The sequence below is a fragment of the Pseudoflavonifractor phocaeensis genome (genome assembly GCF_021531815.1).
Taxonomy (GTDB): Bacteria; Bacillota; Clostridia; order Oscillospirales; family Oscillospiraceae; genus Lawsonibacter; species Lawsonibacter phocaeensis_A.
Window position 1 is genome coordinate 126,135 of the sequence record NZ_JADYUM010000005.1, and the last position, 14,059, is coordinate 140,193.

14 protein-coding genes are annotated in these 14,059 nt (G+C 61.7%); 12 read left to right on the plus strand and 2 right to left on the minus strand.

From position 1 onward, the window contains the following. Nucleotides 1-7 precede the first annotated feature (7 nt). From I6E42_RS04725 to I6E42_RS04775, 11 genes are all read left to right on the plus strand, one after another. Nucleotides 8-1,117, plus strand: a complete 1,110-nt coding sequence (locus tag I6E42_RS04725) for a DUF3810 domain-containing protein (protein WP_235370774.1) — start codon at nt 8-10, stop codon at nt 1,115-1,117. 168 nt (nt 1,118-1,285) lie between these two features. After that, nucleotides 1,286-2,743 carry a VCBS repeat-containing protein gene (locus tag I6E42_RS04730; RefSeq protein WP_235370775.1) on the plus strand — a complete coding sequence of 486 codons (1,458 nt, stop codon included), beginning with the start codon at nt 1,286-1,288 and terminating at the stop codon, nt 2,741-2,743. Between the two features lie 31 nt (nt 2,744-2,774). Further along, entirely contained in the window at nt 2,775-3,464 is a 690-nt protein-coding gene (locus I6E42_RS04735; RefSeq protein WP_235370776.1) for a response regulator transcription factor, read from the plus strand. Nucleotides 3,465-3,534: 70 nt separating this feature from the next. Continuing rightward, nucleotides 3,535-4,962 (plus strand): sensor histidine kinase, encoded by a 1,428-nt coding sequence (locus I6E42_RS04740; protein ID WP_235370777.1) that lies wholly within the window; start codon nt 3,535-3,537, stop codon nt 4,960-4,962. Nucleotides 4,963-5,045: 83 nt separating this feature from the next. Further along, complete coding sequence (locus I6E42_RS04745) at nt 5,046-6,047, plus strand: DUF1385 domain-containing protein (RefSeq protein ID WP_235370778.1); 1,002 nt, start codon at nt 5,046-5,048, stop codon at nt 6,045-6,047. Nucleotides 6,048-6,102: 55 nt separating this feature from the next. Next, the gene (gene prmC, locus I6E42_RS04750) at nt 6,103-6,966 is read left to right on the plus strand and encodes a peptide chain release factor N(5)-glutamine methyltransferase (RefSeq protein ID WP_235370779.1); all 864 of its coding nucleotides are present in this window, start codon (nt 6,103-6,105) and stop codon (nt 6,964-6,966) included. Nucleotides 6,967-7,148: 182 nt separating this feature from the next. After that, nucleotides 7,149-8,267 carry a recombinase RecA gene (recA, locus tag I6E42_RS04755; protein WP_235370780.1) on the plus strand — a complete coding sequence of 373 codons (1,119 nt, stop codon included), beginning with the start codon at nt 7,149-7,151 and terminating at the stop codon, nt 8,265-8,267. Nucleotides 8,268-8,273: 6 nt separating this feature from the next. Further along, the gene (locus I6E42_RS04760) at nt 8,274-8,897 is read left to right on the plus strand and encodes a regulatory protein RecX (protein ID WP_235370781.1); all 624 of its coding nucleotides are present in this window, start codon (nt 8,274-8,276) and stop codon (nt 8,895-8,897) included. A 42-nt stretch (nt 8,898-8,939) separates the two neighbouring features. Beyond that, nucleotides 8,940-10,265 (plus strand): 30S ribosomal protein S12 methylthiotransferase RimO, encoded by a 1,326-nt coding sequence (rimO, locus tag I6E42_RS04765; RefSeq protein WP_235370782.1) that lies wholly within the window; start codon nt 8,940-8,942, stop codon nt 10,263-10,265. Nucleotides 10,266-10,435: 170 nt separating this feature from the next. After that, nucleotides 10,436-10,960, plus strand: a complete 525-nt coding sequence (gene pgsA, locus I6E42_RS04770; RefSeq protein WP_235370783.1) for a CDP-diacylglycerol--glycerol-3-phosphate 3-phosphatidyltransferase — start codon at nt 10,436-10,438, stop codon at nt 10,958-10,960. A gap of 26 nt (nt 10,961-10,986) precedes the next feature. After that, on the plus strand, nt 10,987-11,865 hold the full coding sequence (locus I6E42_RS04775) for a YitT family protein (RefSeq protein ID WP_235370784.1): 879 nt from the start codon (nt 10,987-10,989) through the stop codon (nt 11,863-11,865). A gap of 86 nt (nt 11,866-11,951) precedes the next feature. Here the strand turns inward: I6E42_RS04775 and I6E42_RS04780 are convergent, their stop codons facing one another. Together I6E42_RS04780 and I6E42_RS04785 are read right to left on the minus strand one after the other, a co-directional pair. Continuing rightward, complete coding sequence (locus I6E42_RS04780) at nt 11,952-12,422, minus strand: pyridoxamine 5'-phosphate oxidase family protein (RefSeq protein ID WP_235370785.1); 471 nt, start codon at nt 12,420-12,422, stop codon at nt 11,952-11,954. Then, nucleotides 12,419-12,967 (minus strand): DUF4364 family protein, encoded by a 549-nt coding sequence (locus I6E42_RS04785; protein WP_235370786.1) that lies wholly within the window; start codon nt 12,965-12,967, stop codon nt 12,419-12,421. Before I6E42_RS04785 ends, I6E42_RS04780 begins: the two co-directional genes overlap by 4 nt. A gap of 201 nt (nt 12,968-13,168) precedes the next feature. On the opposite strand from I6E42_RS04785, the gene I6E42_RS04790 reads away from it, so the two are divergent. Beyond that, nucleotides 13,169-14,014 carry a hypothetical protein gene (locus I6E42_RS04790; RefSeq protein ID WP_235370787.1) on the plus strand — a complete coding sequence of 282 codons (846 nt, stop codon included), beginning with the start codon at nt 13,169-13,171 and terminating at the stop codon, nt 14,012-14,014. The last annotated feature ends 45 nt before the right edge of the window (nt 14,015-14,059 follow it).

Sequence of the window (14,059 nt, forward strand, 5' to 3'; positions counted from 1 at the left end):
CTGCGCCATGAAGATCATGATCAAAAACAAGGGACAGGTCCGGTGGGGGCTGGCGGCCGCCCTGGTCCTGCCCCTGCTGCTGTTGGGGCTGTTCACCCTGCTCAAGGGGAACCGGAGCGCCATGGATTTCTGGGTGTTTCAGGTGATGGCTCCGGCGGAGCAATGCCTGGGGCGACTTTGGTCCGTGGTCCCTTGTTCGGGACTGGAGCTGTTTGTCGCTGTATTTCTGGTGGGTAATGGGGTCTGGCTGGTCCGGACCCTGGTGCTGGCTTTCCGGGAAAGAGTGGGACGGGCCTTGGTCCGCCGGCTCCTGGCTTTGGGAGCCGCCTGGCTCTGGCTGTGGTGCGGGGTGTGCTGGCTGTGGAACGCCGCGTATTATGCGTCCAACTTTGGAGAGCGCTCCGGTTTGAAGATGGAGCCCTATTCGGTGGAGACCCTGGCCGCTGTCACGGAATACTTTGCCCAAAACGCGGCCCGGCTGTCCTCCCAGGTGCCCCGGGACAGGGAGGGGCATTTTGCCATGGGACCGGGGGAGAGCATCGAGCGGGGGATCGCGGTCTACGAAAACCTGACAAGGGAATTTCCTTGCCTGTACATGAAGCCGGTAAGGGCGAAACCGATCTTTTTCTCCCGGCTCCAGAGCATCCTGGGCTTCACCGGGATGTATTTTCCCTTCACCGGAGAGGCCAATGTGAATGTGGACGCCCCTGCCTGCCTGATCCCCGCCACCGTGGCCCACGAGATGGCCCATCAGCGAATGGTGGCATCGGAGCTGGAGGCCAACTTTGTGGGGATCGCCGCCTGTACCACCTGTGATGACGTGGCGTACCAATATTCCGGATACCTGATGGGGCTGATCCAGCTGTGCAACGCCCTGTACCCCGTGGACCCGGAGGGCTGGTACGACATCGCCGGGCGGTGGTTCACCGCGGAGCTGTCCGCCGACTGGTCGGATAATAACGCCTACTGGCAGGCGCTGGAGTCGCCGGTGGAGGACGCGGCGGGGGACGCCTACGACTCCTTCCTGAAAGGAAACGGCCAGGAACTGGGCATGCGTTCTTACGGCGCCTGCGTGGACCTGATCGTGGCCTACTATGGAGCGGATGCGGAGCGCTGAACCTTGCAAACAGACGCCGCGTCCAGCCTGTTCCTTCGAAGCCTCGGAACGGCAGACAAACTTTTCTTTGAAAAAACCATATGCTTTTTTCGGGAATTGTGGTATGATGATAAACAGGACTTTTATGTGGTGCCGCGGAACCGGGGCGGCTGGAAAGGAGCGGACGGTATGGGCAAAAAGTGGATACGGCTTTTGCTGCCGGCGGCGATGCTGCTGCTGTTGTCCGGCTGTCTGTTTCGTCCGCCGGACGAGCTTTATAAGCGTCCGGAGAAATCGGCCGGCTACGACCAGTTGGCCACGGCCATCCGGGAGGTTCGCTCGGGTCTGGAGGCGGAGTTCGGCGTTTCTGTTGAGGACGCTGTGATCGTCTCCGGCGACAATACGGCGGCCATCCAGCTCCAGGACCTGGACGGAGATGGCCAGCGGGAGAGTGCCTTGAGCTTTATCCGGGTGCCCGGGGAAGAAAAATCCCTGAAAATCTACATCTTTCAGCAGGTGGGGGAGAACTATCAGGCCACCGGCCTGGTGGAAGGGGCCGGAGCGGCCATCTACTCCATCGATTACGCCGACCTGAACGGGAGCGGCAGCAAGGAACTGGTGGTCAATTGGCAGGTCAGCGCCGGCGTTTACCAGCTGGGCGCCTACACCTTGGACGAATTGGAGCCGGAGGGGCAGAACGCCGCCGTCAGGCTCAGCCAATATCAAAATCAGGACCGCTCCAAACTGTTGGCCACGGAGCTGCTGCTGACCAGCTGCAGCGGGGCCAGCGAGGGGGCCAACAGTTATGCCAGCGGCTACCGGCTGCTGGACATCGACCAGGATACCCGGACGGAGATCGCCGTGGTCCGCATCGAGGCCGCCGGCGCGGGCAGCAGGGTGGAGGTCTATGGCTGGAGGGACGGTTCCTTTGCCAGTCTGAGCAGCGCCGGCCTCTCCGCGGGCGTGGTGACGCTGAACCGGGTGCGTTCCAACTACCTCAGCGGCGATTACTATCCCCCCGCCCTGTATGTGACCTGTACCATGCCCGACGGCACCAAGACCATCGATGTGTTGGCTTACCGGGATGGACAGTTGGTCAACCTGTCTCTGGATGAGACCGGAGTCAGCCGGAACAGGCTGGGGAGCTATGTGGATGTGGGGCTCAGCGACGTCAACTCCGACTCTGTGCTGGAGATCCCCGCGCTGCGGCCTCTGCCCGTCTACGGGGAAGGGGTCTCGTCCAACTTCTGGCTCATTGACTGGAGCCAGTATAATGGCCAGGGACAGTGCGCAAAAGTGATGACCACCTATCATAATGTGGCAGACAGCTGGTATCTGGAGATCCCGGAGAGCTGGGACGGGATGATCACCATTGCGCGAAACGATTCTCTCAGCGGGCAGCGGCAGGTCATTTTCTCCCTGTGGCAGGGCTGGGACCAGTCTCCTGTTCCCTTCCTGAGCATTTACCGGCTCACGGGAAGCAACCGGAGCATCCGGGTGGAGGAGGACGACCGCTTCATCCTGCGGGAGGAGGGCGAGGTCATCTATGCCGCCAAATTCTATGACTGTGACTGGGACTGCGGACTGGACCAGGTTGGACTGATGGAGCGGTTCAAGACCATCCAGACGAGCTGGTCCAACGAGTGAACCTGAGGGGTCAGAACGGAGGAAAAAGACCGTGAGAAAGATACTGGTGTTGGAGGATGAGGAGAATATCCGCAGCTTTGTGGTCATCAACCTGAAGCGGGCGGGCTACACCACCATTGAGGCGGGGACCGGAGAGGACGCTCTGGCCGCCCTCAAGGCCAATCCGGACATCAAGGTGGCTCTGCTGGACATCATGCTGCCCGACATCGACGGCTTTGAGGTCTGCCGCCGCATCCGGGCTATGGACAATAAGATCGGCATCATTATGCTGACCGCCCGCACTCAGGAGATGGACAAGGTCACCGGCCTGATGACCGGCGCCGACGACTATGTGACCAAGCCCTTTTCGCCGGCGGAGCTCACCGCCCGGGTGGACGCCCTGTACCGGAGGACCGGCGGCGACATCGAGTCGGTGGCCGCGGATGAGATCAGCGCTCCGCCCTTCCTGCTGAATACACGCAACCGTACCCTGGAGAAAAACGGCCAACGGGTGAAGCTGACCCAGGTGGAGTATTCCATTATCAAGCTGTTTATGGAAAATCCCGGCAAGGCGCTCTCCCGCGAGGAGATCATGGATACCGTCTGGGGGAAGGACTACTTCGGGGAACTGAAGATTGTGGACGTGAACATCCGCCGCCTGCGCATCAAGATCGAAGACAATGCCCAAAAGCCTGTCTTCATCAATACCGTGTGGGGCTACGGCTACAAGTGGGGGAGCTGAACCCTCCGAGAGGGCGTTGAGGCGCGGAAGTTGAACAGACGCGGTCTGGATAGAAAAGGAGGTGCGGTCCATGGCCAGGCATACGGAATTAAAAGACAAGGGCAAGATCCGGGGCATCCGGAAACGCTGGCTGCTGAACAGCATCGCCGTGGTGCTGCTGATCCTGGCGCTGGCCCTGGGCTCCTTCGCGGCGGCCCTCTGGAATTACTACTACGCCGGGACCCTCAACGATCTGGCGGGCAAGGCCAGTTCCGCCTCCTCCAGCTTCCGCAACTATACCAGGACCCAGTATTGGGCGGCGGCCCAGCAGACGGTCAACAATTACGAGGAAAAAAGTCAATTGGAGCTTCAGTTTCTGGATTCCTCGGGGGCGGTGGTATATTCGGGCAATGACCTGACCGCCGGTTCCACCCCGGGGACTCAGGACATCCAGGACGCCCTGGAATTTCAGAGCACTGCCCAGTGGATGGGGCGGGACCCCGCCACCGGCGAGCGCATCGCCGCCGTCTCCAGCCCGGTGGTCTACCAGGGACAGACAGTGGGCCTGATCCGGTACGTCACCTCCCTGTCCCGGATCGACCGGCAGTTTATCATCGCCATGTCCATCATTTCTTTTATCGGGCTGGCCATTTTTGCCATGGTGTATTTTTCCAACCTGTATTTTGTCCGGTCTATCGTGGAGCCGCTGGCCAGCATCACCGAGACGGCACGGCTCATTGCGGACGGCAGCTATGGAGTCCAGATCGAGAAAAAGTTCGACGATGAGATCGGGGACCTCACCGACACCATCAACGACATGTCCATGAAGATCAAACAGTCGGAGAAGACCCAGACGGAATTTATTTCCTCTGTCTCCCACGAACTGCGCACCCCCCTGACCGCCATCACCGGCTGGGCCGAAACCATCCAGAGCGGCGAGCTCCGGGACGCCAGGGACGTGAAGAAGGGACTGGACATCATCGTGTCCGAGGCCCGGCGCCTGACCAACATGGTGGAGGAGCTGCTGGAGTTCTCCCGCATCGAGGACGGCCGCTTCACCCTGTCGGTGGAGCCTCTGGACCTGAAAGCGGAGCTGGAGGACGCGGTGTATACCTATAAGGAGTTCTTCCGAAAGGAAGGCATCGAATTAACTTACAAGGACTGCGAGGAGGAGATGCTGCCCATCTCCGGCGATCCGGAGCGCCTGCGCCAGGTGTTCTGCAACCTGCTGGACAACGCGGCCAAGCACGGCGGCTCGGGCAAGCGCATCGACGTGTCCATCCACCAGGACATCCTGGAGGCGGTCATTAAGATCCGGGACTATGGCCCCGGCGTTCCGGTGGAGGAGCTTCCCTTCATCAAGAATAAGTTCTACAAAGGCAGTTCCAAGGCCCGGGGCTCCGGGATCGGTCTGGCAGTGTGCGAGGAGATCATCACCCGCCATGAGGGCACCCTGGACATCGGAAACGCGGAGGGCGGCGGCTGTGTCGTCACCATCCGTATCCCGATTGAAACATAAGTTCTATTTTCCTCTTGCTATTTCCCGGGTGATTTGATAGAATATCCCCGGAAGGCTGCGTCACAAAAGGAGTACCAAATCTGATGGAAGAAAAACAAGCACAGACCGAAAATACCTGCGCCCGGGTGGGCTGCGCCAAGGGCTTCAAGACCATGTGCGGCGGACAGGCCCTCATTGAGGGCATCATGATGCGGGGGCCCAAGAAGCAGGCCGTGGTGGTGCGGAAGCCGGACGGTGAGCTGGAGATCCAGGAGAAGGAGCTGAAGCTCATCAAGGAGCGGCACCCCATCCTGGGCTGGCCCCTGATCCGCGGGGTGGTCAATTTCTGCGACTCCATGTACAACGGCGTCACCGCCCTGATGTATTCCGCCGAATTCTACCCCGAGGAGGGGGAGGAAGAGGAGGAACCCTCCAAGTTCGAGGCCTGGCTGGAAAAGAAGCTGGGCAGCGAGAAGGCCATGAGCTTTTTCACCACCCTGGCGGTGATTTTGGGCATCGGCATGTCGGTGGGGCTGTTTTTCCTGCTGCCCACCTTGCTGGGCACGGCGGTCACCTGGGTCACAGATTCCATGGTGGCCCGTAACCTGGCGGAGAGTATTTTGAAGATCGCTATTTTCATCGGCTATCTGGCCCTCTGCTCCCGGATGGGGGAGATGCGCCGGGTCTTTTCCTACCACGGGGCGGAACACAAGACCATTTTCTGCTATGAGGCCGGCCTGCCCTTGACGGTGGAAAACGTGCGTAAGCAGCCCAGGCACCATCCCCGCTGCGGCACCAGCTTTCTGTTTGTGGTCATCTTCGTCTCCATCCTGGTGTCCACCGTGGTCTTCGCTATCTGGCCCATCCGCAATGTGCTGCTGCGGATGCTGGCCCATCTGGCTATGCTGCCCGCCATCGTGGGGGTCAGCTACGAGTTCAACCGCTGGGTGGGCCGCCACGACGGCCCCATTACCCGCGTTTTGGTGGCCCCTGGCCTGTGGCTGCAAAACTTCACCACCTTCGAGCCGGATGACTCCATGATCGAGGTGGGTATCAAGGCGCTGGAACTGGTGCTGCCGGAGCGGCAGGGAGAGGACGCCTGGTAAGGGACCCTGCGCAGCCGCGGTGGGCTGATGTATCAAGATAGAAAAGGGTGATTTCATGGCGACCACCTACAACAACCTATTCCTGGATACCCGGGCCCGGCTGAAAAAGGCGGGCATCGAGGCGGCCCAGCTGGAGGCGCGGGAGCTGGTGTGCTACGCCGCCGATAAGAGCCGGGAACAGCTGTACCGGGATATGTCCCTATACGTCTCCGCCGAATTGGAGAAGCGGGTGGACGATCTGGTCCGCCGCCGTCTGGCGGGAGAGCCGGTGGCCTACATCATCGGGGAGTGGGAGTTTTACGGCCTGCCCCTGGACATCAGCCAGGAGGTGCTCATCCCCCGGTCAGACACCGAGCTGCTGGCCGAGCGGGGCATCGCCCGGGCCAGGGAGGCCGGCGAGGGCGCCCGGGTGCTGGACCTGTGCGCCGGGAGCGGCTGCGTGGGTCTGGCGGTGGCCGCCAACGTGCCCGCCTGCCGGGTGGTGCTGGGGGAGCTGTCCGAGGGCGCTCTGCGCACCTGTAAGCAGAACGTCCGCCGCAACCAGCTCAATGCCCGGGTCACCTGCCTGTCGGTGGACGCCATGGAGGCGCCAAGCTCCGCCCTGTGGGACTTTGACGTCATCGTCTGCAATCCCCCCTACATTCCCACCGGGGACATTGACAGTCTGGACGCCTCGGTGAAGGATTACGAGCCCCACATGGCCCTGGACGGAGGCGAGGATGGACTGGACTTTTACCGGGCCATTGCCGCCAAGTGGAAATCCGCCCTGCGCCTGGGCGGCGCCCTGGTCTTTGAAGTGGGCATCGGACAGGCACCCCAGGTGGAGGAGATCCTGGCCCAGAACGGCTATGAAAATATCCAGACCGCCCAGGACACCCAGGGGATCTGGCGGGTGGTGGAAGGCACGGTAAACAATTAGAAACTGCGTCTGACATCGCGGAGAAGACGGCGGAGGCAGGCTTTATTTTGCCCGCGCGCCGGTCCTGCTGCCCCGCATGTATTTCACTATAAAAGTCCGTTTTATGGGACAGTAAATATGGTATCCTGAGCATGAAAATCAAGACGCGCCGGACGAGCGGCGCTGGAAAGGACGAATGGATCATGGCAACAAAAAAGCCCTCCGTGGAGGCGGCGTCCCCCGCGTCTGACAAGAAGAAAGCCATCGAGACCTGCATGGCCCAGATCGAGCGGGCCTATGGCAAGGGGTCTATCATGCGCCTGGGGGAGAATACAGGTATTGTGGTGGAGTCTATCCCCACCGGCTCCCTGTCTCTGGACATTGCCCTGGGCATCGGCGGCGTTCCTAAGGGCCGCATCATCGAGATCTACGGCCCCGAGTCCTCCGGTAAGACCACCCTGGCCCTGCACATCGTGGCCGAGGCTCAGAAGCGGGGCGGCGAGGTGGCCTTCATCGACGCGGAGCACGCCCTGGACCCCAGTTACGCCCGGGCACTGGGGGTGGACATCGACTCCATGCTCATCTCCCAGCCCGACACCGGCGAGCAGGGCCTGGAGATCTGCGAGGCCCTGGTCCGCTCGGGCGCCATCGACGTGGTGGTGGTGGACTCGGTGGCCGCCCTGACTCCCCGGGCGGAGATCGAGGGCGACATGGGCGACTCCCATGTGGGTCTGCTGGCCCGGCTCATGAGCCAGGCGCTGCGGAAGCTGGCCGGCTCCATCGCCAAGACCAACTGTATCGTCATCTTCATCAACCAGCTCCGGGAAAAGGTGGGCGTCATGTACGGCAACCCCGAGGTGACCACCGGCGGCCGGGCGCTGAAATTCTACTCCTCTGTCCGCATCGACGTGCGCCGCATTGAGGCCATCAAGGTGGGCGGCGAGGTTATTGGCAACCGTACCCGGGCCAAGATCGTAAAGAATAAAGTGGCGCCCCCCTTCCGGGAGGCGGAGTTCGAGATCCTCTACGGTGAGGGCATCTCCAAATGGGGCGAGCTGGTGGATCTGGCCGTCAAGCTGGACATCATCCAGAAGTCCGGCTCCTGGTTTGCCATGGGGGACATGCGGATCGGCCAGGGCCGGGACGCCGCCCGGCAGTATCTGAAAGACAACCCCGAAGTGGCCGACGAGGTGGAGGCCAAGGTCCGGGCCAACGCCTACAAGTTGATGAGCAAGCAGTCCCAGGTGGCCGCCCGGGCCGCCGGCCGGGCGGTGGACGTGTCCGCCGACGACTTTGAGGACGGCGCTGAGGCGGACGAATAATTTCCCATGGTCATCCAAGAGTTGAAGCCCTCCAAACGGGTAGAGGGCCGCTGGCTGGCCGTGCTGGAGGACGGCTCCATCCTGCGCCTGGGGGAGAACGAGGTGGTCGGCTTCGCCCTGTATGCGGGAAAGGAGCTTACAGACGAGGAGGCGGAGGCCCTGACGGCCTCCGCCCGCCGCAGCCTCTGGAAGGAAAAAGCGCTGGACCTGCTCACAAGAAAGCCCCAGTCCCGTAAGGAACTGGAGCGGAAATTGAAGGAGTGGGGCGCGGGGGAGGCGGACGCCGCCGCCCTCTGCGGCCGGATGGAGGAACTGGGCTACCTCAACGACGCCTCCTACGCCGCCCAGGTGGTCCGCTATTACTCCGCCAAGGGCTTTGGGGAGAAGAAGCTCCGGGACGAGCTGTACCGCCGGGGCATCCCCCGGGACATCTGGGACGAGGCTCTGGAACAGGCCCAGGACCCCGCCGGAGCCATTGATGCCTTTGTGGCCAAAAAACTGGCGGGGAAGAGCCTGGACCGGAAGGAACTGCAAAAGGTCTCCGCTGCCCTGGCCCGCCGGGGCTACGCCTGGTCGGATATCAACGACGCCCTGCGCCGCTACGGGGCCGAGACCGGGGAGGACTACTGAGTGAGCGGCGAGGAAAAATCATCAATAAACTGGAGCGATTGTATGCCTTATAAAGTAGCGTTTATTTCCCTGGGCTGCGCCAAAAATTTGGTGAACACCGAGCAGATGATGGCCCTGTGCCGGAAAGCCGGCTACCTGGTCACCGGAGAGCCCGAGGGGGCCGACGTGGCAGTGCTGAACACCTGCGGCTTCATCGAGTCGGCCAAGAGCGAGGCTATCGAGAATATCCTGGAACTTGCCCAATTGAAAGAGCAGGGCAAGCTGAAAAAGCTGCTGGTCACCGGCTGTCTCACCCAGCGTTACCCCGAGGACATCCGCCGGGAGCTGCCCGAAGTGGACGGGATGCTGGGCACCGGCAGCTACACCGACGTGGTGTCCGCCGTGGAGGAGCTGATGGCGGGGGAGAAGGCGGAGCACTTCGGTGACATCCACCGCACCTATGAGGACGGGGAGCGCCTGGTCACCACGCCGTCCTATACCGCCTATCTGAAGATCGCCGAGGGGTGCAGCAACGGCTGCGCCTTCTGCATTATCCCCAAGCTACGGGGACGCTACCGCAGCCGGTCTATGGAGGCGCTGCTCGCCGAGGCCAGACAGCTGGCAGCCTCCGGCGTGAAAGAGCTTATCGTCATCGCCCAGGACATCACCCGGTACGGCCTGGACTTGAAGGACGGTACCACCCTGGCCAAGCTGCTGAACGAGCTGTGCAAGCTGGATTTCCACTGGATCCGCCTCCACTACCTGTACCCGGAGGTCATCACCGACGAGCTGATCCAGACCATCGCCAGCCAGCCTAAGATCGTCCACTACCTGGACATCCCCATCCAGCACTGCAACGACGGCATTTTGAAGGCCATGCGCCGCCATACCGACAAGGCGGAGATCGCTGCCCTATTTGACAAGCTGCGCGCCGCCCTGCCCGGTCTGGTCATCCGCACCTCCCTCATCTGCGGCCTGCCCGGGGAGGGTGAGGCGGAATTTGAGGAGCTGTGCCAGTTCCTGCGGGAGCAGAAACTCCAGCGGGTGGGCGTGTTCCAGTTCTCTCCCGAGGAGGGGACCCTGGCCGCCGCCATGGAGGACCAGGTGGACCCGGAGACGGCCCAGCGCCGGGTGGAACTGGTGGTGGACCTCCAGTCCCGGATCATGGACGAGTACAACGAGGAGTGGCTTGGCGCCGTCATGGAGGTGCTGTGCGAGGGCTTCGACAGCGCCGAGGGCTGCTATGTGGGCCGGACCTACGCCGACTCGGTGGACATCGACGGCCGGGTGCTGTTCACCGCCGCGGGACTGGTCCCCGCCGGGGAGTTTGTCAACGTCCGCATTACCGGCGTCTCCGATGGGGACCTGACCGGAGAGATCGAGGAGTGACCCTGCCCGGATACCTTGGCATATCCTACAAATCCAAAGTGAAAAATTGGGCAGTTCCGCACTGGAAGGGGCGGTAACTTTCCGATATAATGAGAAACGGTACCTACCGGCCGCCGGGAGGCCCACGGAGGCCCCACCCGGCACAGAACCGAAGAAGGAGTTTTCGACCAATGAATACCGCCAATAAGCTGACCATGCTGCGGGTGCTGATGATCCCCGCCTTTCTGCTGGTGCTCTACCTGGGCGTGCCCGGGGCTAACTATTGGGCCCTGGCCATCTTTGTGGTCGCCAGCCTCACCGATACCCTGGACGGCTACATCGCCCGCCACTATAACCAGACCACTGATTTCGGCAAGTTTATGGACCCCCTGGCCGACAAATGCCTGGTCACTGCCGCCATGCTCTGGTTTGTAGAGATCGGCCAGATGCCCGGCTGGGCCCTGCTGGTGGTCATCATCCGGGAGTTCGGCGTCTCCGGCCTGCGTATGGTGGCCGCGGACAAGGGCCGGGTCATCGCCGCCGGCTGGTCCGGGAAGGTGAAGACCGCCTCCACCATGGTGTGCATCGTGCTGATGCTGCTGCCCATCAATCCCTGGATCAACAACATCTGTGTTGCGGTCATTGTGCTGACCACCATCTACTCCGGTGTGGAGTATTTCATGAAGAACCTGGATGTGCTGTCTCAGGTGAAATAAGCGCCTGACGTTCCACGGAGGTTTTTATGGGAACCAAATCAAACCAGTCCCAATGGCGGGAGACGGCCTTCCGCCTGCTGGGCGTGTTGGCGGCTTCCGTTCTGATCGCCCTGAACCTGAAGAGCTTTGTCCAGGCGGGCGACCTGTTTCCCGGCGGTTTTACCGGGCTGACCCGACTGATCCAGCGCTGCGCTCTGGAATTTTGGGGCATTACCCTGCCCTTTGCCCCCATCAACCTGATGTTCAACGCGGTGCCCGCCTTTGTCAGCTATAAGCTGGTGGGGAAGCGGTTTACCTTCTATTCCTGTCTGGTCATCGCGGTGTCCAGCGTGATGACCGACCTGCTGCCGGTCATCAATATTACGGAGGATATTCTGCTCATCAGCGTGTTCGGCGGCATGCTCAGCGGGTTTGCGGGGGGCGTGGCGCTGAAGGCCCGGGTGACTTGCGGCGGGACGGATTTTATTGCCATCCCCCTGGCGGAGCGCAAAAATGTGGACGCCTGGAACTATATCCTGTGCGGCAACGTGGTGATGCTGGCGGTGGCCGGCATGCTCTTCGGGTGGGATAAGGCCCTGTACTCCATTATCTTCCAGTTCACCAGCACCCAGGTGGTCCGTATGATGGACCCGGAAAACAAACGGGCCACCCTGTTCATCGTCACCGGACGGGAGACCGCTGGGGGCGTCTGTGCCCAGATCCAGGACACCCGCCACACCGCCACCCTGATCGAGGGGGTGGGCCTGTACAACGGCGCGCCGTGCGTCATGATATACTCGGTGGTGTCCTATAACCAGATCCGCAGCCTGACCCGGAAGGTGCGCCAGGCGGACCCCAAGGCCTTTGTCAATGTGCTGCGCACGGATAAGCTGATGGGCAATTTCTACCGCAGTCCCCGGGACTGAGGCGCCGCCCGCCGGCCTGTCTTGATTCAATCATAATGAAAAACGCCGCCCCGCTGGAAACAGCGGGACGGCGTTTTATCCTAACATCATTTTTTGATCTTGGCTTTCCCGGTGATCTGGTCCATGTCCACCCGCCAGATGCTGGTGACGGACAGGCTGTTTTCCATGGCCTGGTCAAAAGCGCCCATGTGGTCGGGGGTCACTTTGCGGCAGAGGGCCTCCAGGGCGGCGATCTTTTCCCGGTCATCAGTGACCTCGGAGGCGGTGCCTGTGACGATGACTGACTGGAAATAGGTGGTGTACATGGCGGGGGGGACGAAGGCAGGCTCGTCGCCGCCCACGAAGGTAACGCACATCCGGGGATTTTTGCGCAGCAGGTCCAGCTTCCGGCCCTCCTTGGCGCAGTGGAAGTAGAGCCGGTCCTCCACGCGGACGAAGGACAGGGGCAGGCAGTAGGGGGTGTCCTCCCCGGTGGAGATGGCGGCCACCCCGTGGGTGCAGCGGTCTATGAGGGCCAGGGAGAACTCCCGGCTCTGTTCACGGTCAGATCTTCTCATTGCTTTTCCTCCTTTGTGTTGGCGCCGTCCCGGCTGAGAAAGCCCACAATGGCGTGATACAGCCCCGCGGGGTCGTCCTGGAAGCATTGGGACATGGCGATGGCCTGGGCGGGGCCGGGAACCAGCAGGTCCAGCACCAGCAGAGGGCTGCCCACATCGTTGAGCTGGAGGTGGAGGGTGTTGGTGCCGTCCTCGTTTTCCAGGATCCTGGATTGGACCTGGGCCTCCCGGCGCAGGGCCTCGTTGACCTTCACCAGGTTTTCGTCGCAGTGCATCCGCACCGAGTAGGGCAGGCTGTTCTCGCAGATCTCGCTGTTGCGTCGGCCCTTGTCCGTGATGGAGTACCGTTCGTCCTCCTTGGAGAGCTGGCCGGTCGCCACCATGTGATCCACCGCCTGGGTGAGGGAGAAATAATCCACCCCCGCGTCACACAGCGCCAGGTCCAGCAGCTGGAGGAAGGTGATAGGACCCGCGGCCCGGGCCATGATATACAGGACCAGCAGCTTCAGGTCCAGTTCGCTTTGAATGAATCCGACTGGGGACATAGGGACGCTCCTTTCCGGAAAAGAGTTTGGCCTTATTTTGTATATTATAATGCCTGGGGAGAAAATCCGCAAGCCTTGGAGGGAAATCCGGGAAAACTCCGGCACCAAATGGCGTTCCCTTCATAAGATGGGGGTGTAAGCACAGCGCAAGGAACGGACGGTCATCCCGTCCGCGTGAGGAAACGATAGGAGGGAACCATCATGCCAGAAATGGTCGTACCCGGCCCCATCACCGAGGAACGCAGCATCCGGGAGGCCGTGTGCATACACACGAAAAAAATTTACGATTCTTGTAAAGATAAGGATTGTGTCGAGGACCTGAGAGTCTATCCGACCCGAAGCTCCCAGGAGGCCATCGACCGGGCCCTGTCCATCAAGGCGGGGTGCGCCGAGCTGTTGTATGCCTACATCGACGTGGAGCCAGTCACCTTTAACCGGGGATTTTACACGGTGGATGTGCGGTATTTCTACCGGATCACCGCCGACGCCTATGTGGGCGCGGTCCGTCCGGTGGAGGTCACCGGCCTGGCGGTCTTTGACAAGCGGGCCATCCTCTTTGGCAGCGAGGGGAACGCGAAGGTGTTCTCCTCCAGCGCGGCCAACTGCGCCCCCGACGCCCAGGACCTGCCCAGAAGCACCGCCCCTGTGGCGGTGGTGGAGGCGGTGGACCCACTGATCCTCAGTATGAAGCTGGTGGATGTCTGCGAGTGCCGCGCCCGGGACGGCGGCTGCACTGAGATCCCCGTGGCGGTGGCGGCCTGCTTCCCGGAGGAACTGATGACCGGAGGGGACATTCACCGCCTGTTCGTCACGCTGGGACAGTTCTCCATGATCCGGCTGGAACGGGACACCCAGCTGTTGGTCCCTGTTTACGACTACTGCATGCCCAGCAAGGAGTGCCCCTGTGACAGCTGCGACTGCCAGGAGGACCCCTGCGACCTGTTCCGGAAGGTCCAATTCCCCGTCAACGAGTTCTTCCCGCCCAACACCATTGCGCCCAGGGGAGATAGCTACCAGGAGGTACGGGCCAACGGCTGCTGCTGTTAAATTACGAGCGAGCAAGGCGGCAGGCACCTAGGTGCCTGCCGCCTT